The sequence below is a fragment of the Citrobacter sp. SX206 genome (assembly GCF_024181025.1).
Classification (GTDB): domain Bacteria; phylum Pseudomonadota; class Gammaproteobacteria; order Enterobacterales; family Enterobacteriaceae; genus Citrobacter; species Citrobacter youngae.
Genome location: NZ_CP049738.1, coordinates 2392752 through 2413373, shown reverse-complemented (window position 1 = coordinate 2413373; position 20622 = coordinate 2392752). Strand labels below are relative to the sequence as shown.

The 20622-nt window shown below is 51.8% G+C and carries 22 protein-coding genes and 1 pseudogene; 9 read left to right on the top strand and 14 right to left on the bottom strand.

Annotation, left to right across the window (positions count from 1 at the left end; genetic code table 11):
* Positions 1-54: 54 nt before the first annotated feature.
* From G8S19_RS11800 to sodC, 3 genes are all read left to right on the top strand, one after another.
* Positions 55-294, top strand: a complete 240-nt coding sequence (locus tag G8S19_RS11800) for a DUF1289 domain-containing protein (protein ID WP_048211759.1) — start codon at positions 55-57, stop codon at positions 292-294.
* Positions 295-343: 49 nt separating this feature from the next.
* Entirely contained in the window at positions 344-1240 is an 897-nt protein-coding gene (locus tag G8S19_RS11795; protein WP_061067856.1) for an aldo/keto reductase family oxidoreductase, read from the top strand.
* Between the two features lie 81 nt (positions 1241-1321).
* Positions 1322-1843: a superoxide dismutase [Cu-Zn] SodC gene (sodC, locus tag G8S19_RS11790; RefSeq protein WP_101742545.1), complete on the top strand. Its 522-nt coding sequence runs from the start codon at positions 1322-1324 to the stop codon at positions 1841-1843.
* Here the strand turns inward: sodC and G8S19_RS11785 are convergent.
* The 3 genes and pseudogenes from G8S19_RS11785 to G8S19_RS11775 form a co-directional block, all read right to left on the bottom strand.
* A pseudogene (locus G8S19_RS11785) lies at positions 1819-3859 on the bottom strand (FUSC family protein). The gene sodC and the pseudogene G8S19_RS11785 overlap by 25 nt on opposite strands.
* The gene (locus G8S19_RS11780; RefSeq protein WP_253685217.1) at positions 3856-4719 is read right to left on the bottom strand and encodes an HlyD family secretion protein; all 864 of its coding nucleotides are present in this window, start codon (positions 4717-4719) and stop codon (positions 3856-3858) included. Before G8S19_RS11780 ends, G8S19_RS11785 begins: the two are co-directional and overlap by 4 nt.
* A 2-nt stretch (positions 4720-4721) precedes the next feature.
* On the bottom strand, positions 4722-4958 hold the full coding sequence (locus G8S19_RS11775; protein WP_005127177.1) for a DUF1656 domain-containing protein: 237 nt from the start codon (positions 4956-4958) through the stop codon (positions 4722-4724).
* A 192-nt stretch (positions 4959-5150) separates the two neighbouring features.
* Between G8S19_RS11775 and slyA the strand changes: the two genes are divergently transcribed.
* Positions 5151-5591, top strand: a complete 441-nt coding sequence (gene slyA / locus G8S19_RS11770; protein WP_019076732.1) for a transcriptional regulator SlyA — start codon at positions 5151-5153, stop codon at positions 5589-5591.
* Between the two features lie 48 nt (positions 5592-5639).
* Here the strand turns inward: slyA and slyB are convergent, their stop codons facing one another.
* A complete protein-coding gene (gene slyB / locus G8S19_RS11765; RefSeq protein WP_003029175.1) occupies positions 5640-6107 on the bottom strand; it encodes an outer membrane lipoprotein SlyB in 468 nt (155 codons plus the stop codon).
* A 274-nt stretch (positions 6108-6381) separates the two neighbouring features.
* Here slyB and anmK point away from each other — a divergent pair, with 274 nt between their 5' ends.
* The 5 genes from anmK to pdxY all read left to right on the top strand — a co-directional run bounded on the left by anmK (position 6382) and on the right by pdxY (position 10960).
* Entirely contained in the window at positions 6382-7503 is a 1122-nt protein-coding gene (gene anmK / locus G8S19_RS11760) for an anhydro-N-acetylmuramic acid kinase (RefSeq protein WP_048211755.1), read from the top strand.
* 87 nt (positions 7504-7590) lie between these two features.
* Positions 7591-7920: a C-type lysozyme inhibitor gene (gene mliC, locus G8S19_RS11755; RefSeq protein WP_086523662.1), complete on the top strand. Its 330-nt coding sequence runs from the start codon at positions 7591-7593 to the stop codon at positions 7918-7920.
* A gap of 58 nt (positions 7921-7978) precedes the next feature.
* Complete coding sequence (gene pdxH, locus G8S19_RS11750) at positions 7979-8635, top strand: pyridoxamine 5'-phosphate oxidase (protein ID WP_048211753.1); 657 nt, start codon at positions 7979-7981, stop codon at positions 8633-8635.
* A gap of 126 nt (positions 8636-8761) precedes the next feature.
* Positions 8762-10036, top strand: a complete 1275-nt coding sequence (gene tyrS, locus G8S19_RS11745; protein WP_020996426.1) for a tyrosine--tRNA ligase — start codon at positions 8762-8764, stop codon at positions 10034-10036.
* A gap of 63 nt (positions 10037-10099) precedes the next feature.
* Positions 10100-10960: a pyridoxal kinase PdxY gene (pdxY, locus tag G8S19_RS11740; protein ID WP_124021750.1), complete on the top strand. Its 861-nt coding sequence runs from the start codon at positions 10100-10102 to the stop codon at positions 10958-10960.
* An 83-nt stretch (positions 10961-11043) separates the two neighbouring features.
* Here pdxY and gstA read toward each other — a convergent pair whose 3' ends face one another.
* From gstA to G8S19_RS11690, 10 genes are all read right to left on the bottom strand, one after another.
* Positions 11044-11649, bottom strand: coding sequence for a glutathione transferase GstA (gene gstA / locus G8S19_RS11735; RefSeq protein WP_048211751.1), 606 nt, complete (start codon positions 11647-11649; stop codon positions 11044-11046).
* 104 nt (positions 11650-11753) lie between these two features.
* Positions 11754-13259 (bottom strand): dipeptide/tripeptide permease DtpA, encoded by a 1506-nt coding sequence (dtpA, locus tag G8S19_RS11730; protein WP_048211750.1) that lies wholly within the window; start codon positions 13257-13259, stop codon positions 11754-11756.
* A 611-nt stretch (positions 13260-13870) separates the two neighbouring features.
* Positions 13871-14506 (bottom strand): endonuclease III, encoded by a 636-nt coding sequence (gene nth, locus G8S19_RS11725; protein ID WP_253685215.1) that lies wholly within the window; start codon positions 14504-14506, stop codon positions 13871-13873.
* A complete protein-coding gene (locus G8S19_RS11720) occupies positions 14506-15198 on the bottom strand; it encodes an electron transport complex subunit E (protein ID WP_048211748.1) in 693 nt (230 codons plus the stop codon). Before G8S19_RS11720 ends, nth begins: the two co-directional genes overlap by 1 nt.
* A 2-nt stretch (positions 15199-15200) precedes the next feature.
* A complete protein-coding gene (gene rsxG / locus G8S19_RS11715) occupies positions 15201-15821 on the bottom strand; it encodes an electron transport complex subunit RsxG (RefSeq protein ID WP_048211747.1) in 621 nt (206 codons plus the stop codon).
* 9 nt (positions 15822-15830) lie between these two features.
* Positions 15831-16883, bottom strand: a complete 1053-nt coding sequence (gene rsxD, locus G8S19_RS11710; RefSeq protein ID WP_101742540.1) for an electron transport complex subunit RsxD — start codon at positions 16881-16883, stop codon at positions 15831-15833.
* A complete protein-coding gene (gene rsxC, locus G8S19_RS11705) occupies positions 16884-18908 on the bottom strand; it encodes an electron transport complex subunit RsxC (RefSeq protein ID WP_048211745.1) in 2025 nt (674 codons plus the stop codon).
* Positions 18901-19479, bottom strand: coding sequence for an electron transport complex subunit RsxB (gene rsxB / locus G8S19_RS11700; RefSeq protein WP_005121200.1), 579 nt, complete (start codon positions 19477-19479; stop codon positions 18901-18903). The genes rsxC and rsxB overlap by 8 nt, the downstream gene beginning before the upstream one ends.
* Complete coding sequence (gene rsxA, locus G8S19_RS11695) at positions 19479-20060, bottom strand: electron transport complex subunit RsxA (protein WP_005121199.1); 582 nt, start codon at positions 20058-20060, stop codon at positions 19479-19481. Before rsxA ends, rsxB begins: the two co-directional genes overlap by 1 nt.
* 76 nt (positions 20061-20136) lie before the next feature.
* Complete coding sequence (locus tag G8S19_RS11690) at positions 20137-20577, bottom strand: DUF2569 domain-containing protein (RefSeq protein ID WP_199985414.1); 441 nt, start codon at positions 20575-20577, stop codon at positions 20137-20139.
* Between the last annotated feature and the right edge of the window lie 45 nt (positions 20578-20622).

Sequence of the window (20622 nt, the reverse complement as noted above, 5' to 3'; positions counted from 1 at the left end):
AGAAATTCAGTTAACGTCTTCAATAGGTATATCAATCTCACTAAAGGAGGGGATGTGGCCGAACAGCTGGAGTTTTTCCCTGTCCAGAGCCCATGCCGCGGTATATGTCAGTCTGACGAACGCGGATTTTGCCGTGGCTGTTTTCGCAGTCGGGATGAGCGTTTTAACTGGCAGAAAATGAGCGATGCCCAAAAGCAGGAGGTACTGCGGCTTTGTCGCCAGCGCCTGATGCGTAAATTACGCGCAAACAAATCCAACCCGCCGGAAGAACCGCAACAACCTTCACTCTTTTAAAAGCGTAATTGCGTATACTCGATGCACATTCACTTATAAGGAAGCTGCTATGGTTCAGCGTATTACTATTGCGCCGCAAGGCCCGGAATTTTCGCGCTTTGTGATGGGGTACTGGCGCCTGATGGACTGGAATATGTCCGCACGTCAGCTAGTCAGCTTTATTGAGGAACATCTCGATCTGGGTGTCACGACTGTCGATCACGCGGATATTTATGGCGGATACCAGTGTGAGGCGGCGTTTGGCGAGGCGATGAAACTGGCACCGCACCTGCGTGAAAAAATGCAGATTGTGACCAAATGCGGTATTGCCACGACGGCGAAAGAGGAAAACGCGCTGGGTCATTACATCACTGACCGCGCCCATATTATTGCCAGTGCCGAACAGTCGCTGAAGCTGCTGGCAACCGATCATCTTGATCTGCTGTTGATCCACCGTCCCGATCCGTTAATGGATGCAGACGATGTGGCGGAAGCTTTCAAGACATTACATCATAGCGGTAAGGTGCGCCATTTTGGTGTCTCTAACTTCACCCCGGCACAGTTCTCATTGCTGCAATCGCGTCTGCCGTTTACGCTGGCGACCAACCAGGTAGAAATTTCACCGGTACATCAGCCGCTCCTGCTGGATGGCACTTTAGATCAACTACAGCAGTTGCGTATTCGTCCAATGGCCTGGTCCTGCCTCGGCGGCGGTCGCTTGTTTAATGACGATGCGTTCCAGCCATTACGAAATGAACTTGCCGTGATAGCAGAAGAACTGAATGCACAGTCCATAGAACAAGTGGTGTATGCGTGGATCCTGCGTCTGCCGTCGCAGCCACTGCCGATTATTGGCTCGGGTAAAATCGAACGTGTGCGTGCTGCAATTGAATCAGAGTCATTGAACATGTCTCGCCAGCAGTGGTTCCGTATTCGTAAAGCGGCGCTCGGTTACGACGTGCCTTAATCACGTATTCAGCGTTCCGTCGTTCAAATTTGTGTCACTGGATTACACTTATCAGTCAGACACCTGGATGACGGAGGTTGTATGAAACGTTTGAGTTTAGCCATCATCACGTTATTGGGCTGTGCAGGTGCACAGGCTGCCAGTGAGAAGGTGGTGATGAATCTGGTGACGTCGCAGGGCGTTGGCCAGGAGATTGGTACGGTCACTATTGCCGAATCCGCAAAAGGGCTGGAGTTTACGCCTGATCTTAAAGCACTGCCACCGGGTGAACATGGTTTTCATGTGCATGCTAACGGCAGTTGCCAACCCGCTATCAAAGAGGGTAAAGCCTCAGCAGCAGAATCGGCTGGCGGTCATTATGATCCGCATAAAACTGGCAAGCATGAAGGTCCGGAAGGCGCAGGTCACATGGGTGACCTGCCATTGCTGGTGGTAAATAACGAAGGGAATGCGACAACGCCGGTTGTTGCGCCGCGGCTCAAAACGCTCGACGAGGTAAAAGGTAAGGCGCTGATGATCCATGTGGGCGGCGATAATATGTCCGATCAACCGAAACCGCTTGGCGGTGGCGGAGCGCGCTACGCCTGTGGTGTTATCAAATAATCAACTACTGAGAGTGCCCGGCGGTGGCGCCTGTTCGAGTTGTGAAAGCGAGCAGTGTAGCCGCCAGACCAATGCCGATAACTCCTGCGCAGCAGGTTGATGATGGTGGGCAAGCGTATCGCAGATGCGTTGTAGCTCACTCAGCGTGGCATTCAGTGATCGTTGCTGGACGCCACGTTCGCTCATTACATCGCGCAGCAGAGAGATACACACGTCCCTGACCCGAGCCAGCGGATCCGAACGCGCCTCCCAGGTGCGCAGTTGCCACACTACGTGCGAGCAGTTCAGCAATACGACCCCCCAACGTAATAACCAGCGTCGCGCCAGCGCATCCTGACTGTTGCTGAGCTGGCTGACGTGATGATAGGTCAGCGATTCAAATTCGTTTTCATTGAGTGACGGATGGCGGCTAAGTTGATCGACAAAGTTACGCCGTAACGCACGAATATGACGGCGGCTCTTTCTCGCATCAGAACCTGGCCGCAGAATGGCAAAAGCCAGCCACGACAGCGCGACGCCCGTGATCTTCGCCGTATTGTCATTCAAAAAAACTGCAAAATCATAGACGGGAGGATTGGTCACCGCGATGAACGATCCCATAAAGACGATCAGCTGTCCCCAAAGCCCTGCCAGTTTCGGCATCTGTAATTTTAACAACTGCATGGTGGCAAGCAGTGGGAAGAGAAACAGAATAAACTGCCAGAGATCGGTAATTTGTACCATCAGACCGAATTTCACCACAAAACTGAACAGCGACAGCAGGACCAGCGTGCGCATCAGCAAAGAGAGTGATTTGAAGGGGGCTGCTACGGCGGAATACAACACGCAACTGATGGCGGCAAGTGTCAGAGCCCCGGAGCCTGATTCCCATTGTGCGCCAATGCTCCACGCGCCGATTGCCATCAGCGTAATGAAGGTACGCAATCCGCTCCAGAGAGCCTCCGCGTTATCGGTATGACGGGCAAGACCCGGCGTGCGCTCAATATTGATATTATCGACCGTAACCCCCTTTTCCAGTAAGCGCAGATAATGGCTGCTTTTCAGATAGATACGGCAAAAATAGCGCAGACGCTGCCAGAAGGCGACGTGCCGATAGTCATGCTGATCGACGGGGCACAGCGGGGCGATAATCCGCGCTACGGCGTAGCTGTCGGTATCGGGTTTTACCAATGCGTTCAGCAACTGCTCAATGACATTCCGGGTATTTGCCGGGGGGTTGGGCCAGTTCAGTAGCATCCGCCGCAGGCTGGAAATTACGCTGGTCAACCGCAACTGCTGGTGTAACAACGCATTGAGCAAGGTATTTTGACGGCGAAAACGGTAGTGGCTCCAGAACGCCTGAATACGTAGCAGATTCATGGTCAGGATTTGGCCAATCACCCCTTCATGGGCGGTGCGGATAGCATCTGTGGTTTCTGGCTGCCAGAGTAAACTGGCATGCTCCAGCAAACGTGCATGCATATTTTTCAATGCGGTCAGCAGCGTGGTGCCATCGGATGTACTGGGCAGGATCATCATCATCAAGCCGCCACAGAGGATCCCGACAATGACTTCGCACACACGTGCCTGGGCGATATCCCACAGTTGCGTAACCTCTGTAATATGCACCATTGGAAACGCAATAATCGCCGCGGTATAGCCTGCCAGTTGAAAAGCGTAGGCCACGTTGTTGGTGAAATGCGCGCACGCCCAGGTACAAAAACCGATCCAGACTGACATGCTCAACAGAAACAGCCACGGTTCATTGAGTGTATGACCGGCTATAATCAATGCGGCCGTTGCACCAAGTAAACTGCCCGCGATACGCCCCAGACTTTTGCTGATCACGCCACCAACGGTTGGAAAACTGACTACCGCTGCTGATGTCATCGCCCAGTAGGGTTCGTCCAGATTGAGGTAATAGGCGAAGGTTAGCGCCAGACACATCGCAATAGTATTACGCAGCGCGTAACGCCATTGTCCGCTCGTGGCTTTAAACCACGGCAGAATGGCTGGTGTCAGGCGGGGCAGTTTCATTTTTGCTGACCGATGGACACGCTACAGGTTGTCCCCGAAACCAGCGTAACATCGTGCGGAAGGGTATCAAATTCGATACGAACAGGAACCCGCTGCGCCAGACGGACCCACGGAACGTTTGGTTTGATGTCAGGAACCAGACCGGAATTGCTTTCCACGCTCTGATCATAAATAGCGCGACCAATGCTGGAAACGTGACCCTGTAACTTAATGTTGCCGCTGTAGAGAGTGATTAGAGCAGGTGCCCCGTCTTGAATATGGCGTAGCTTGGTTTCTTCGAAATAGCCCATGACATAAAAAGAGTGACTGTCGACCAGAGCAAACAGCGGTTTACCCGTTGAGGCGTAGTCTCCGGTACGGGTTGATAGATTGGTGACCCAGCCTGTGACCGGGGCTTTGACTACCGTTTGCGCCAGTTGCCACTGAGCATGGTGCAAGCTGGCCTGGGCTGCGGCAACAGTCGCCTGCATGGCTTTTACATTGAGCAGTGCACTGTCCAAATCTTCTGCCGAGATGAAATTTTGCGACAAATTGCGGCGACGTCTGGCTTCATTATCGGCTTTGGTCAGATCGGACTGCGCTTTGGCCAACTGAGCCTGTGCATTCAGCTCAGCTATTTGGAAAGGGGTCTTGTCGATAACAAAAAGAATATCGCCTTTGTTAACCAGTTGATTATCTTTAATGTTGAGTTCACTAATGCTGCCAGAGATTTGCGGTGTGATGCTGACCTGTTCAGCGCGGACTTTTCCGTCACGCGTCCATGGAGATTGCATATAGTAATTCCACATCCACCACCCGGCGAGGACGGCGATGACAGCGACTATAATAGTGGAGAAGTATTTAATGGTTTTAAGCGACATAATCACCACGCAATCAACATGACAAAGGCCAGACACACGCAAAGCGTAAAGAGGGACAGATCCATTAACAGGGGATGCCAGATTTCGCCAGAATAGATCCAGTCGCGTAGCAGGCGATGAACAACTAGCCAGAGGATAAATCCTGCAACAAACGCCTTGAAAATAGGGGGGAAGTAGACAGATGCTCCGATCATTAAATCTTGTAGGGGCAATCCTGTTGCATTAAACATAAACTTCACGGGCAAAATCCTTGGCGAAAAGAGCGTTGCTATAGGTTTAGCAAAAAAAGGGACAATGTGTCTCTGTAACGCATAATGTCTGAAAAAATGTCATCCGGTAAGCAAATTTGGCAATACATTTGTTTTGGGAATACAAATGCTGCACACTATTCTAAAATCAGCACAATAACTTAGCAAGCTAATTATAAGGAGATGAAATTGGAATCGCCATTAGGTTCTGATCTGGCACGGTTGGTGCGCATTTGGCGTGCTCTGATTGACCATCGCCTGAAACCTCTGGAGTTGACGCAGACGCATTGGGTTACGCTGCACAACATTCATCAGTTGCCACCGGATCAATCACAGATTCAACTGGCTAAAGCGATTGGTATTGAGCAGCCTTCATTGGTGCGTACACTCGACCAGTTAGAAGAAAAGGGACTCATTTCACGACAGACTTGCGCCAGCGATCGTCGGGCAAAGAGAATTAAATTAACGGAGAAGGCCGAACCGCTGATTGCTGATATGGAAGCGGTTATCAATAAAACGCGCGGCGAAATTCTGGAAGGGATTTCCGCTGAGGAAATTGATCTGCTGATAAAACTGGTCGCCAGACTGGAACACAATATCATTGAACTGCAGTCGCAGGGCTAAAGCGATCAAAACGACGTGTGGCCAGAGGCTGACCACACGTGAATTCGATTAACGTGGAGACACGGTAACCTGGCTACCATTGTTAGCCATAACAACGCGCTGACCCGCAGAGAATTTGGTCGCACCCTGCTTCTGAACCACCATAATGGTATTACCGTCATCCTTACGAATTTCCAGTTCTACGCCCTGGGTTTTATTCATCGCGCCTTGTACGCCCTGGCCTGCTACGCCACCAGCAACCGCACCTGCAGCTGTCGCTAATGAACGACCGGTACCGCCGCCTACGGTGTTACCGAGGAACCCACCCAGCACAGCACCACCAATAGCGCCAATCACGTTTGCGTCGTCACCACCCTGGATTTGCACCGGACGAACATGAACAATCGTACCGTAGGTAACGTTCTGAACTTGTTTCGCTTCGGATGCGGTATACACGTCACCGGAAAGGCTATCATTGTTAACGCAGCCCGCTAAAGATACGCCCATTAATGAAACAATCAGCACACGTTTAATCATTTACAAATCTCCTTTGTCACCACGAAACGCTAATAAAGCACTCCTCATGGCTAAATTATATGGCATTTGTGAGTCTAAGGTCACATGTTCTACTGGAACAATATGAAAATCTTAACCGAAATCGGGTTAACCGAGTATAAACGAATCATTCATCACGGTGATGGAATTTAGCGGTTACTGGAAAGATTAACCTGCAAAAATCATCAAGGAAGCATGGAATTAGTCGACACTTTATGGTGGAGTGTCAAGGCTAATTTGCTTAAAAGGATGACGTATGAAATCGGGCCGTTTTATCGGAGTGATGTCTGGAACCAGCCTTGATGGTGTGGATGTTGTGCTGGCGGCGATAGATGAAACGATGGTTGCGCAGCAGGCAAGTCTGACATGGCCCATCCCCGTTCATGTAAAACAGGCCATTCTGGATATTTGTCAGGGGCAGCAACTGACGCTTTCCCAATACGGTCAACTGGACACGCAGTTGGGGCGTTTGTTCGCTGATGCGGTGAACGCGTTGCTGCAGCAGGAAAAATTAAAACCGCAGGATATTGTCGCGATCGGCTGTCATGGGCAAACCGTGTGGCATGAACCGACAGGAATTGCGCCACACACGCTACAAATTGGTGATAACAACCAGATTGTAGCGCGTACCGGGGTAACGGTGGTCGGTGATTTTCGTCGGCGCGATATCGCGTTAGGTGGACAGGGGGCACCGCTGGTTCCAGCTTTTCATCAGGCGTTGCTGGCGCATCCAACGGAACGCCGGATGGTGTTAAATATTGGTGGTATTGCCAATCTGTCACTGCTCATTCCAAAACAACCGGTTCGGGGGTATGACACCGGCCCGGGCAATATGCTGATGGATGCGTGGATTTGGCGGCAATGTGGCCAACCTTATGATAAAGATGCACAGTGGGCCTGCTCGGGTACAGTGATCCTGCCACTGTTGCAAACGATGCTTAACGATCCGTATTTCTCTGCACCAGCGCCAAAGAGTACGGGGCGCGAATATTTCAATTATGGCTGGATTGAACGCCATCTGGCGCAGTTTCCGGGAATTCGCCCACGAGACGTACAGGCGACTTTGGCTGAACTGACGGCCGTGACGATTTCCGAGCAGGTCCTATTGAGCGGTGGGTGTGAACGGTTGATGGTATGTGGCGGCGGTAGTCGCAATCCACTTCTTATGATGCGTCTGGCGGCGCTGCTGCCAGGGACGGAAGTGACCTCCACCGATGAAGCCGGGATCAGTGGTGATGATATGGAAGCGTTGGCCTTTGCCTGGCTGGCGTGGCGTACACTCGCGGGACTGCCGGGCAACCTGCCTTCGGTGACCGGTGCATCTGAGCCCAGCGTTTTAGGGGCTATTTTCCCCGCCAATCCACGAACTCAGAGTTAACTGAAATTATTTCAGGCGCTATACCGATAAACTAGGGATGTTAGGGAGGGTGTTTTTGCCCTCCGGGACCAGGAAAGTCTTCAGGAAATGGCTATGAAAAAATTGTTATTAGTGTGTCTGCCCGTATTGCTTACCGGTTGTAGTGTGTACAACCAATTTGTCGAGCGCATGCAAACGGATACGCTCGAATACCGCTGTGATGAAAAACCGCTTACCGTAAAATTGAACAATACCCGACAGGTGGCGAGCTTTGTTTATGATAATCAACTATTGAATCTCAAACAGGGTGTGTCGGCATCAGGTGCACGCTATACCGATGGTATCTACGTCTTCTGGTCTAAAGGCGACGAGGCAACGGTCTATAAACGAGACAGAATTGTGCTAAATAACTGTCAGTTACAGAACCCGAAGCGTTGAGATTTTCACCTGGGCGGCGCACAATAGCGTCACCCACTGACAATCCGTAGCCAACATCATGTCTGATAACGACGAATTGCAGCAAATCGCGCATCTGCGCCGTGAATACACGAAAGGTGGTCTTCGCCGCCGCGATCTTCCCGCCGAACCCCTTGCGCTGTTTGAGCGCTGGCTGGGGCAAGCCTGTGATGCCAAACTGGCAGACCCTACCGCTATGGTCGTCGCAACAGTCGATGAACACGGTCAGCCGTATCAGCGAATCGTGTTGCTCAAACATTATGATGACAAAGGGTTGGTGTTTTATACCAACATGGGCAGCCGTAAGGCGCACCAGATCGAGAACAACCCACGCATTAGCCTCTTGTTCCCCTGGCATACGCTGGAACGGCAGGTGATGGTCATCGGCAAGGCCGAACGCTTGTCCACGCTTGAGGTGGTAAAATATTTCCACAGTCGCCCGCGCGATAGCCAGATTGGCGCCTGGGTTTCTAAGCAGTCCAGTCGGATCTCCGCACGCGGAATTCTGGAAAGTAAATTTCTTGAGCTGAAGCAGAAGTTTCAGCAAGGGGAAGTTCCGTTGCCGAGTTTCTGGGGCGGCTTTCGCGTGAGCATTGAACAAATGGAGTTCTGGCAGGGTGGTGAAAACCGTCTGCACGACCGTTTTTTATACCAACGTGAAGATGACGCGTGGAAAATTGACCGTCTGGCCCCCTAAAGATGCAAAATTCTTGTTTTAAGCGCTGGTGCTGATGAATCCGGCGCTTTATTCTATGTCTCTTTCGCATCAGGCGAAAAGTCGTGTACCGGCAAAGGTGCAGTCGTTTTATACATGGAGATTTTGATGGCAAGCAGTAACTTGATTAAACAATTGCAAGAGCGGGGGCTGGTGGCCCAGGTGACGGACGAGGAAGCGTTAGCAGAGCGACTGGCGCAAGGCCCGATCGCGCTCTATTGCGGCTTCGATCCTACCGCTGACAGCTTGCATTTGGGGCATCTGGTTCCATTGTTATGCCTGAAACGCTTCCAGCAGGCAGGCCATAAGCCTGTTGCGTTGGTGGGTGGTGCAACGGGTCTGATTGGCGATCCGAGCTTTAAAGCCGCCGAGCGTAAACTGAATACTGAAGATACCGTGCAGGAGTGGGTGGATAAAATCCGCAAACAGGTGGCACCGTTCCTCGATTTCGACTGTGGCGACAACTCGGCGATTGCTGCGAACAACTACGACTGGTTTGGCGGTATGAACGTACTGACTTTCCTGCGTGATATCGGCAAACACTTCTCCGTAAACCAGATGATCAACAAAGAAGCGGTTAAGCAGCGTCTGAACCGTGACGATCAGGGGATCTCCTTTACCGAGTTTTCTTACAACCTGCTGCAAGGTTATGATTTTGCCTGCCTGAATAAACTGCATGGCGTGGCATTGCAAATTGGCGGTTCTGACCAGTGGGGTAACATTACCTCGGGTATCGATCTGACCCGCCGTCTGCATCAGAATCAGGTATTTGGCCTGACGGTTCCGCTGATCACTAAAGCTGACGGTACCAAATTCGGTAAAACGGAAGGTGGCGCAGTTTGGCTGGATCCGAAGAAAACCAGCCCATACAAGTTCTACCAGTTCTGGATCAACACAGCTGACGCGGACGTATATCGCTTCCTGAAATTCTTCACTTTCATGGACATTGAAGAGATCAATGCGCTGGAAGAAGAAGATAAGAACAGCGGTAAAGCGCCGCGTGCCCAGTATGTTCTGGCTGAGCAGGTAACGCGTCTGGTTCACGGCGAAGAAGGTTTAGTGGCGGCGAAACGCATTACCGAAAGCCTGTTCAATGGTAACCTGAGCGACCTGAGCGAAGCGGACTTCGAACAGCTGGCGCAGGATGGTGTACCGATGATTGAAATGGACAAGGGTGCCGACCTGATGCAGGCGCTGGTGGATTCTGAACTGCAGCCTTCTCGCGGTCAGGCGCGTAAGACCATTGCGTCTAATGCGGTCACCATTAATGGTGAGAAACAATCTGACCCGGAATATTTCTTCCAGGACAGTGATATTTTGTTCGGCCGCTACACCTTACTGCGCCGTGGCAAAAAGAACTACTGTCTGATTTGCTGGAAGTAAGTCAAAGTCAGCAGGGGCGTGGGAAACTACGCCCCTTTATTTTTTAGGGTTGTGGTAAGTAAAATGAAGAATATCCTCGCCATCCAGTCCCACGTTGTTTTTGGCCATGCCGGCAACAGTGCTGCCGAATTTCCGATGCGTCGTCTTGGCGCGAATGTCTGGCCGCTCAACACCGTTCAGTTTTCTAACCACACGCAGTACGGTAAATGGACCGGCTGTGTTATGCCACCCAGTCACCTGACTGAGATTGTTCAGGGCATTGCTGATATCGATAAACTTCAGACCTGCGATGCGGTGCTGAGTGGTTATCTGGGATCCGCTGAGCAGGGCGAGCATATTCTGGGTATTGTGCGCAAAGTGAAAGCGGCAAATCCCCAGGCGAAATTCTTTTGCGATCCAGTGATGGGTCATCCTGAAAAAGGATGCATCGTGGCACCTGGCGTTGCGGAATTTCATGTTCGTCACGCACTTCCGGCCAGCGACATTATCGCGCCAAATCTGATTGAACTCGAAATTCTGAGCGAGCATGCGGTTAACAATGTTGATGAGGCGGTGCTGGCTGCCCGTGAACTGATTGCGCAGGGGCCGGAAATTGTGCTGGTTAAGCATCTTGCCCGTGCAGGCATGAGCGCAGATCGCTTTGAGATGCTGTTGGTCACCGCTGATCAGGCGTGGCATATCAGCCGTCCGCTTGTTGATTTTGGCTCACGCCAACCGGTTGGCGTTGGTGACGTCACCAGTGGCTTGCTGTTGGTTAAACTGTTGCAGGGGGCTTCATTGCAGCAGGCGCTGGAACATGTGACTGCGGCGGTGTACGAAATTATGATCGCCACCAAAGAGATGCAGGAGTATGAGCTGCAGGTGGTTGCCGCTCAGGATCGTATCGCGAAACCGGAACACTACTTTAGCGCTACTCAGCTGTAATCAATGTGCAATGGCGCTCACGCTTATCGGGCCTGGGTTTGGCTGTAGGCCGGGTAAGCGCAAGCGCTACCCGGCAACAACAATTAATTTAATCCTTCCGCTTTAAGCGCTGCGGCAACCGCCGGGCGTTCAGCCATCCGCGCCATATACGCCTCGATATGGCTTAATCCTGCCATATTCAACTTAACCGCATACGCCCAACGCAGTACGGTAAACAGATAGGCATCAGCAATGCTGAAGCGTGCGCCGCAAATCCACGGGTTGTCTTTCAGCGATTCGTTCACATACTGCATTTTTTTCTCAAGCAATGCGCGTACGGTTGGTTTGTACTCCTCTGGCGTGTCCGGGCGGAACAGTGGGGTAAAACCTTTATGTAGCTCTGTAGCGATATAGTTAAGCCATTCGATAGTTTTATAGCGTGAGAGACTGCTGGTAGGGGCCAGGAGATGACGGTCTGGAACGGTATCTGCGAGATATTGCATGATGGCGACGCCTTCGGTCAGTAGTGTACCATCATCCAGCAACAGTGCGGGAACTTGTCCTTTCGGGTTTACCGCGAAAAAATCGTCGCCGTTTTCCAGGCGTTTCTTCATCAGATCAACACCATCCAGAGTGAAATCTTTACCGCTCTCACGAAGTGTGATGTGGGAAGCGAGAGAACAAGCGCCCGGTTTGTAGAACAGTTTCATCGGTAACTCCTTTTGGCTGAGGTATACCGTATGGTAGTGCTACCTGGAGCAAAAAAAAAGCCGCTAACAACAGTTAGCGGCCTGAAATTAAGTTTCCCTGAGAATTACGCTGTTGCGGCCTTAGCGGCTTTCTCATCGGCTTCGTCGTCCTGAGTCATACGATTCAGTTTCGGTGCCGTCAGCAGCATCAGAACAGCGATAACCGCCGTTGCAACACCAATCTGCAGGAACACGCGACCGTAGACTTCCAAAGACATCAGCGGATCGGTCACATTCTCCGGAACCGCCATCATGTTAGCCACGTAACCACCGATGATGTTTGCACCGGCAGTGGTCAGGAACCAGCTACCCATAATGAAGCCCATCAGACGCTGTGGAACCAACTGTGCCACCATCGCCAGGCCCAGACCAGAAATCATCAGTTCACCGATACTTTGCAGACCGTAGCAGATGATCAGCCAGTTAACAGAAACGATGCCCGCATCGGTCGCGAATTTAGCGCCCAGCGGCAGGATCAGGAACGCACCGGAACACAGCACCATACCAATCGCAAATTTGGTTGGCATCGGCAGCGTATCGCCCATCTTGTTATAGATAGCGGCGAGGATTGGGCTACCAATGATGATCCAGAACGGGTTCAGCGCCTGGTACTGTTCAGGTTCGAAAGCAATGCCCAGAATAGAGTGCTCAACGTTACGAATCGCAAAGAAGTTCAGTGAGGTCGGCATCTGGCTGTACAGTACGAAGAAGATAATCGCTTCCAGCATCAGAATGAAGGCGACGATCATTTTACGACGCGCAGCACCGTGCATGGTGAAGGCTTCTTTACCGAAGATAAACACGATACCGATGGCAATTACACCCAGAACCATACGTGCGATCTGCTGGTTGTGCAGCAGCCAGGTTGCAATCGCGATCAGCACCACAACACCAACGATAGTCAGCAGCAGGTTACGGAAGTTGATCGGCTCAAAGTCAGGCTTGGAACCGTACTGTTTAACCCAGCGCTGGCAGAAGGCGAAGTTAACAACGGTGATCAGCATACCCACAACGCTCAGGGCGAACGCGGTGCTCCAACCATAACGCGCTGCCAGCCACGGTGTTGCCAGCATAGAGAAGAATGAGCCGATGTTGACGGACATGTAGTACATGGTGAATGCACCATCAAGACGCGGGTCATCTTTGGCATAGCAGGTAGAAAGCAGGGAAGATGGGTTCGCTTTAAACAGGCCGTTACCGACCGCGATGGCTGCCATACCCATATAAACGATACCCGCATCGTGACCAGACCATGCAACCAGCGCATAACCAATGGCCAGGACAACGGCACCCAGCATAATGACGCGTTTTGTACCCAGAACTTTATCACCTAACCAGCCACCAATGGCAACAAGGCCATACACCAGGGCGCTAAAGGAGGAGAAAAGGGTGATGGAATCCGCTTCTGACATACCCAGTTGCTTCACCAGGTAGACGGCCATAATCCCTTGCAGGCCGTAATAACCAAAACGTTCCCATAGCTCAATTGAGAAAATGAGATAGAACGCTTTTGGTTGTTTGAAGGCGTTTAAACTGACGCTTTCTGTTGGTTTATTGTTTGCAGTAGACACTTTTACCTCTTTTTTTACATCCCATATCAACGGGGGTGTTCTGGTACGTGATGAGTCAAGTTCATCCGTCCGATTGTTATAGTGGGAGGGGAAACGGCAAGTAATGTTCACTATCTTGACCATTCAGACAAGGGGTTTGTAATAATCTGTTACATATAACTCAGATGGTGAAATCGTCGGGGCTGAGAAATGTTATCCAGCGTTAAATTTCTTCATATTGAAAATGGCAGATTTTTACACTGTCAGGATGGGGTTAAAATGGGAATGTGGCGATATGTTCTGCTATTTTGGCTTGAAGGTAGTGATATGGTCCATTATCTGAAAAATAGCCAGTGTAATGTTTTGTATCGAAACGAACCTGTCAGGTCATCTGATTGTCATTTTAACTACAAAATAATAAATATTTTACATAATGTTATCAGGGTGATCTTGATCACGGATGGATAGAAATTTCTACTATTAAAAAAACGATTAACCTACTCAGGTGTTAGTTCACAAGAATATTACATTAGATATGCAGGAAGGTACGGCATCATTGTCGGGAAATTAACGGTTGAGAAGTGCATAACTAATCGTTATGAAATAGGGGCCAGCGTTATGGCCCCATGTTGTCAGATATCGATTTTTTCTTTGAATTCGCAAAGATCTTCGATAATGCAGGAACCGCAACGTGGTTTTCTGGCTATGCAGGTGTAGCGACCATGAAGAATTAACCAGTGGTGGCAATCGACTTTAAATTCACTGGGGACGACTTTCAGCAGTTTCTCTTCGACCTGTTCGACGTTTTTACCTGGGGCAAATTGTGTCCGGTTACATACCCGGAAAATGTGGGTATCTACGGCAATCGTTGGCCAGCCGAAGGCGGTATTTAACACTACATTCGCCGTCTTGCGCCCAACGCCAGGCAGGGCTTCTAATGCGGCTCTGTCTTCCGGAACCTCGCCATTGTGCTTTTCCAGTAAAATGCGGCAGGTTTTAATCACGTTCTCCGCTTTGCTGTTAAACAAACCGATTGTCTTGATGTAGGACTTAACACCTTCAACGCCGAGTTCCAGCATCGCGGCAGGCGTATTAGCGACGGGGTAAAGCTTAGCCGTTGCTTTATTGACGCTGACATCGGTGGCCTGCGCGGAGAGCAAGACCGAAATCAGCAGTTCAAACGGTGATGTAAAATTAAGCTCGGTTGTCGGATGTGGATTGTTATCACGCAGGCGCGTCAGTATTTCCAGCCGTTTTGCTTTGTTCATTACACATTCCCTGTTTCACCCGCCGGGTCTGCTGCCATAGCGGCCTCGGCACGACGCTTCTTCATCTTTTCATCAATCAGATACTTAACAGCCAGCATCAGCCCCAGGCCAATGAATGCACCCGGCGGTAGCATGGCCAGCAGAAATGGTGTGTCAGTATGGAAGATCTCCACGCGCAGGACTTTGGCCCAATTGCCCAGCAGTCCGTCTGCGCCGTCGAACAATGTACCGTTACCTATGATTTCACGCAGCGATCCGAGAACAAACATGGCGCCGGTCGCCCCCATGCCAATAGAAAAACCATCGAGCGCGGATAAAGCAGGGCCCTTTTTAGCGGCGAAGGCTTCTGCGCGGCCAACAACAATACAGTTGGTCACAATCAAGGGGATAAAGATACCCAGAGACTGATACAGGCCAAAGGCGTAGGCATTGATAAGCATTTGTACCGCACTCACTACGGAGGCGATGATCATGACATAAATGGGAATACGGATTTCGGGCGGTGTCCAGCGGCGTAGCGCTGAAATTGTCAGGTTTGTCAGGGTCAACACCAGCGTAGTCGCAAGCCCCAGACCTAACGCATTGGTTGCAGTAGAGGTAACGGCCAGCAACGGGCACATCCCGAGTAACTGTACAAGGGCGGAGTTATTTTTCCAAAGCCCCTGAACAATGACGTCTTTAATTTCGCTCATGGTTATTCTCCACAGGCGCTAAGTTGAGGAAGTTGCGCAGGCAGAGTCTGCGCATATAAACCGGCGCGTTTTACTGCATTCACTACCGCTCGCGGCGTGATGGTTGCGCCCGTAAACTGGTCAAAGTCGCCGCCGTCTTTTTTCACCGCCCAGTGAGGGTCGTTCTCTGCACTAATCGTTTTGCCGCTAAAATGGGTTATCCAGTCTGACAGACGTAACTCGATTTTATCACCGAGGCCTGGTGTTTCATGATGTTCTGTCACCCGCGTACCCAGCACAGTACCGTTGAAATCTACACCAACCAGCAGTTGAATTGCGCCGGAATAACCATCGGGGGCCGTGGCCTCCAGAATTGCCGCAACCGGACGATCGTCCTGGCGGGCAATATACACTCGGTGGCTGCCTTTGCCTAACGCTGGCGCATCGACCAGATAACAACTCTCAGGCAAGTTATTATTGTAGCGTTCGCCAGGCAGAACCTGATCGAACAGTGCTTTTTGCTGCAGCGCGGCCTGTTCATCAATAGTGGACTTGGTTAATTGATTGATTGCCGCGGTTAACCCCGTCGAGCCCGCAGCAAACAGCGCCAGTGTAATACCGTGTTTACGAATCGTTTTCAGCATAGGGAGTCCTTAGCGATGTCCGTACACGCGAGGGCGAGTGTAATAATCAATCAGCGGAACCGTGATATTTGCCAGCAATACGGCAAAAGCCACACCATCAGGATAACCGCCAAAACTACGAATCAGCCAGACCAACAGACCCGCAAGCGCGCCAAAAATCAGGCGACCACGGTTGGTAGTTGATGCCGTAACGGGATCGGTAAGAATAAAGAATGCACCCAGCATGGTGGCGCCGGAAAGCAGGTGCAACTGCGGTGATGCCAGAGAGTCTGGCGAGAAAATCCAGCCTAACGTGGCGCAAACAGCGAGCGATAGCAGGAAGCTCACCGGGATGTGCCAACGAATCGCTTTCTGCCATAACAACACGATGCCGCCCGCCAGCCAGGCAAGGTTAACCCACTGCCAACCCGCGCCCGCGAGCATGCCGCTGTAAATCGGATACTGCATCACCTGTTCAACGGTACGCCCTGCATGTAGTGACGTCTTAAAGGTATCGAGAGGCGTTGCCTGACTGATGCCGTCGATCCCTATACGGAGCGTGTTCATATCGCTGCCGCCAGCGGTATGTCCGGTAAAGATAACGTTTAAAGCATCAAAAAAGCCGGGCACCGTAGCGGCAATTTCATGTGGTGGCAGCCAGCTTGTCATCTGCACCGGGAATGAGATCAACAGCACGACATAACCAATCATTGCCGGATTAAATGGATTCTGCCCAAGACCGCCATACAGCTGCTTGGCAATGATAACGGCGAAGACGGTACCCAGGATCACCATCCACCACGGAGCCAGGGGAGGAATACTGACGGCAAGCAGCAACCCTGTAAGCAGGGCGGAGTTGTCTTTCAGGATTGCGGCAACGGGCTGTTTACGTAGTTTAAGCACGCCCGCTTCGGCGGCGATGGCACTGACCGATGCCAGCACTATCTGGAACAATGTACCCCAGCCGAAGAACCACCATTGAGCGGCAATTCCTGGTAATGCAGCAATCAGAACCAGCATCATGATACGCGATGTCTGACGCTGGTTATGGGTATAAGGGGAGCTAGCTATTCTGAATACCATTTATTCCTCGTTTACAACCTGCTGCTGTGCGGCTTTCTTTGCCTGAGCGCGAGCAATAGCGGCCGCAACGGCGGCTTTACGTGGATCAATCGGCTCGGCTGTTTCCGTTACTGCCTGCTGCTCAAGCTTGCGGGCTTTGGCACGGGCAATTGCGGCTTCGACGGCAGCTTTGCGCGGGTCAATCGGTTCGGTTGTTTCCGTGGCTGCCTGCTGCTCAAGCTTGCGGGCTTTGGCACGGGCAATTGCGGCTTCGACGGCGGCTTTGCGCGGGTCAACCGGTTCGGTTGTTTCCGTAGCTGCCTGCTGCTCAAGCTTGCGGGCTTTGGCTCGGGCAATTGCGGCTTCGACGGCAGCTTTGCGTGGATCCGCACCCGCTCTGCTGTCCTCATCTTTTGACGGATTATCAGTGCGTGCGGCGCGAGCCTGCGCTTTTCGCGCTTCACGTGCGGCAATCACTGCGCTGTTATCAGGTTTTTCACCCGCCTGAATGACAACCGGCTGCATAGCCTGGGCCTGTTTCTCTTTCACGCGAGCCAGTGCAGCAGCGATGGCATCATGATCTTTCGCTGCAGGTTGTACAGCTGCGCTTTTATGCCGCTCAAGACGCGCTGCTTTTTCACGTTCAAGGCGCGCCTGTCGGGCTTCAAATCGCGCTTTTGCTTCAGCCGCTCGTTTTTCTTCCTGACTAATGGCGTAAATCTCGGCTTTTTCCTGACGGAAATACTGCACCAGGGGAATGTTGCTTGGACATACCCAGGCGCAGGCACCGCATTCAATGCAGTCAGCAATGTTGTGGGTTGTCGCTTTATCATGCTGCTGGCCTTTACTGAACCAGTAAAGTTGCTGCGGCAGAAGATCGGCAGGGCAGGCATCGGCGCAGGCGCTACAGCGAATACAGCCTTTTTCTTCCTGCGGTTCACCCATTTCACTGGCAGAAGGCGCAAGCAGGCAGTTGCTGATCTTCACGATGGGAACATCCAGCCAGGGCAGGGTAAAGCCCATCAGCGGACCGCCCATGATCACCATCTGGTCAGCAGAAGGACAGAAACCTGCATCATTGAGCAGGTGACGAACAGGCGTACCCAATCGCGCCCAAACGTTGCCCGGGCGGCTGACTGCTTCGCCCGTTAGCGTGACCACACGCTCGGTGATTGGCTCGCCGTCAATAACGGCCCGCTTGACAGCATAGGCAGTCCCCACGTTTTGCATCAGCACCCCGATATCGGAGGAACGTCCACCGTGAGGAACCTGTTTCCCGGTCAGGATTTGCGTCAGTTGTTTGGCACCGCCTGACGGGTATTTAGTGGGAATGACTCGTAAACTGATATCGTGAGAATCAGCCAACACTGCGCGCAGCATGGAGATAGCCTGCGGTTTGTTATCTTCAATACCCAGCAGGACTTCGCGCGGTTGAAGAATATGAGCAAGTATGCGGATACCTTCGACCACCTGGGCCGCGCAATCTTGCATTAAGCGGTCATCGGCGGTGATGTAGGGTTCACATTCAGCGGCGTTGATGATCAGTGTTTCAATTTTATCACCGCCACCCTGCAATTTGACGCCGGTTGGAAAACCTGCGCCGCCGAGTCCGGCAACACCGAATTGGTGAATACGGGCTATGAGCTCCTCGCGGCTGCGGGCACGATAATTTGCCCAGCCGTCACGCTCAATCCAGCGATCTTCGCCGTCCGCATCAATGATGACGCTAAGTTCAGCTAAAGCCGAAGGATGCGCGGTAGAGTGCGGGGCAATGGCAACAACGGTGCCGGAGGTCGGGGCGTGTACGGGCAACATTCTGCCGCGCCCACGGGTTAGCGCCTGACCACGCAGCACGGTGTCGCCCACATTGACACACAGTTCACCTTCAGCGCCAATATGCTGCTTCAACGGAATAATAAAGCGCGGAGCCAGCGGAACCTGCCGCAGCGGTGTCCCGTTAGACTGGGTTTTCATTTCAGGTGGGTGAATGCCGCCATCAAAGTCCCAGATTTTATTTTTTCTGAATGCGGAGAATAACTTAAGCATGTTGTTCCACAGGAATGATGCGCACAGGAATAGTGTTTAAATCCCACTTCCAGCTGTCAGGCGTCTCGGCGACCGGGCGTAATTCGATACATTGGGTCGGGCACGGATCAACGCACAAATTGCATCCGGTGCACAGATCGCTCATCACCGTGTGCATGGCACGCGTAGCGCCCACGATGGCATCGACCGGGCAGGCCTGAATGCATTTTGTGCAGCCGATACAGTTATTTTCATCAATCACCGCCAGCATACGAACGGGGGTAGCGTCCTGCTCATCACCATCAATAGGTTGCGGATCGACGTTCAACAGGGTCGCAATTTTTAGCATCACCGCTTCGCCACCAGGGGCGCATCGGTTGATTTTTTCGCCCTGACAGCCAATAGCTTCAGCATAAGGACGGCAGCCCGGATAACCGCACTGCCCACACTGGCTTTGCGGGAGAATTTCATCAATTTTCTCCACGACTGGATCATCCTCGACGGCAAATCGACGAGAGGCATAACCCAAAATAGCGCCGAACGCCAGACCCAGCAGACTCACTGCGGCAACGGCAATCCAGATAGCATTCATTACAACTTCACCAAACCACTAAAGCCCATAAAGGCCAAAGACATTAAACCAGCGGTAATCAGCGCAATCGCATTACCGCGGAAGGGGGCAGGAACGTCTGCCACGGCGAGGCGTTCGCGAATTGCGGCGAACAGAACCATCACCAGTGAGAAGCCGACGGCGGCGGAAAAACCGTACAGCGCCGACTGTAAAAAATTATGCCCGAGGTTGATGTTCAGCAACGCTACACCTAATACCGCGCAGTTAGTGGTGATCAGCGGTAAGAAGATCCCCAGCAGGCGATACAGCGCAGGGCTGGTTTTGCGTACAACCATCTCGGTAAATTGTACCACCACGGCGATGACCAGAATGAAGGCCAGCGTGCGCAGGTAGATGAGATCGAGCGGGATGAGGATCCAGGTGTCAATCAGCCATGCGCAAATGGATGCCAGCGTCATTACAAAGGTCGTGGCGAGGCCCATACCCATTGCGGTTTCCAGTTTTTTGGAAACGCCCATAAAGGGGCATAAGCCCAGAAACTTGACCAGTACAAAGTTATTGACCAGTACAGTTCCGACAAACAGCAGCAGGTAATCAGTCATTTTTCGGCCTGAAATAAAAAAGCCGCCTATTATCTGACAATCTACAACAGGCGACAACAGGTTAACTGTAGGGTTATTACGGGTTCACAAACGTCGTCTTAACGCGTTGCGAGCGTTTGAAATAGGGTACCAGCAGCGCAGCCGCTAACAAAGGGAACAGTAGTTGACGCACGGCAAACGCATCCGGAACAGGTGAGAATGCAAACGCTTTAATTGCCAGTAACACCGAGATCAGCAGCCATATAATATAGTGTTTTGGCACACAGGATCTGCGTTTGAAAAACGCGATGGTCAGCCACAGCGTGTAGTACCACATGGCGATTGCGGTAATAAAGGAGACGCCCCATAGCAGCAAATTCGTCGTACTTTGCTCGCTCAGCGTGTGGAATGTCTGCGGTGTGGCCAACGCAGTGACATACAGCAGTAATGCCAGCGAAGCACTTAACAACGCGACTAACAGCCAGGCCAATGGCCCAAGTAGCCAGCCTCCGATACGTTGTGCCGGTGTTGTAGTCATTTCATCTCCAGGTTTACGCGCGCGAACAGACATGCCGTTCATTTT

What these genes read in the sequence shown, in the direction of transcription:
- G8S19_RS11795 (WP_061067856.1), top strand. Translation starts at nt 344, where the DNA reads ATGGTTCAGCGTATTACTATTGCGCCGCAAGGCCCGGAATTTTCGCGC.
- sodC (WP_101742545.1), top strand. Translation starts at nt 1,322, where the DNA reads ATGAAACGTTTGAGTTTAGCCATCATCACGTTATTGGGCTGTGCAGGT.
- G8S19_RS11780 (WP_253685217.1), bottom strand. Translation starts at nt 4,719, where the DNA reads ATGTCGCTTAAAACCATTAAATACTTCTCCACTATTATAGTCGCTGTC.
- slyA (WP_019076732.1), top strand. Translation starts at nt 5,151, where the DNA reads ATGAAATTGGAATCGCCATTAGGTTCTGATCTGGCACGGTTGGTGCGC.
- slyB (WP_003029175.1), bottom strand. Translation starts at nt 6,107, where the DNA reads ATGATTAAACGTGTGCTGATTGTTTCATTAATGGGCGTATCTTTAGCG.
- anmK (WP_048211755.1), top strand. Translation starts at nt 6,382, where the DNA reads ATGAAATCGGGCCGTTTTATCGGAGTGATGTCTGGAACCAGCCTTGAT.
- mliC (WP_086523662.1), top strand. Translation starts at nt 7,591, where the DNA reads ATGGCTATGAAAAAATTGTTATTAGTGTGTCTGCCCGTATTGCTTACC.
- pdxH (WP_048211753.1), top strand. Translation starts at nt 7,979, where the DNA reads ATGTCTGATAACGACGAATTGCAGCAAATCGCGCATCTGCGCCGTGAA.
- tyrS (WP_020996426.1), top strand. Translation starts at nt 8,762, where the DNA reads ATGGCAAGCAGTAACTTGATTAAACAATTGCAAGAGCGGGGGCTGGTG.
- pdxY (WP_124021750.1), top strand. Translation starts at nt 10,100, where the DNA reads ATGAAGAATATCCTCGCCATCCAGTCCCACGTTGTTTTTGGCCATGCC.
- gstA (WP_048211751.1), bottom strand. Translation starts at nt 11,649, where the DNA reads ATGAAACTGTTCTACAAACCGGGCGCTTGTTCTCTCGCTTCCCACATC.
- nth (WP_253685215.1), bottom strand. Translation starts at nt 14,506, where the DNA reads ATGAACAAAGCAAAACGGCTGGAAATACTGACGCGCCTGCGTGATAAC.
- G8S19_RS11720 (WP_048211748.1), bottom strand. Translation starts at nt 15,198, where the DNA reads ATGAGCGAAATTAAAGACGTCATTGTTCAGGGGCTTTGGAAAAATAAC.
- rsxG (WP_048211747.1), bottom strand. Translation starts at nt 15,821, where the DNA reads ATGCTGAAAACGATTCGTAAACACGGTATTACACTGGCGCTGTTTGCT.
- rsxD (WP_101742540.1), bottom strand. Translation starts at nt 16,883, where the DNA reads ATGGTATTCAGAATAGCTAGCTCCCCTTATACCCATAACCAGCGTCAG.
- rsxC (WP_048211745.1), bottom strand. Translation starts at nt 18,908, where the DNA reads ATGCTTAAGTTATTCTCCGCATTCAGAAAAAATAAAATCTGGGACTTT.
- rsxB (WP_005121200.1), bottom strand. Translation starts at nt 19,479, where the DNA reads ATGAATGCTATCTGGATTGCCGTTGCCGCAGTGAGTCTGCTGGGTCTG.
- rsxA (WP_005121199.1), bottom strand. Translation starts at nt 20,060, where the DNA reads ATGACTGATTACCTGCTGCTGTTTGTCGGAACTGTACTGGTCAATAAC.
- G8S19_RS11690 (WP_199985414.1), bottom strand. Translation starts at nt 20,577, where the DNA reads ATGACTACAACACCGGCACAACGTATCGGAGGCTGGCTACTTGGGCCA.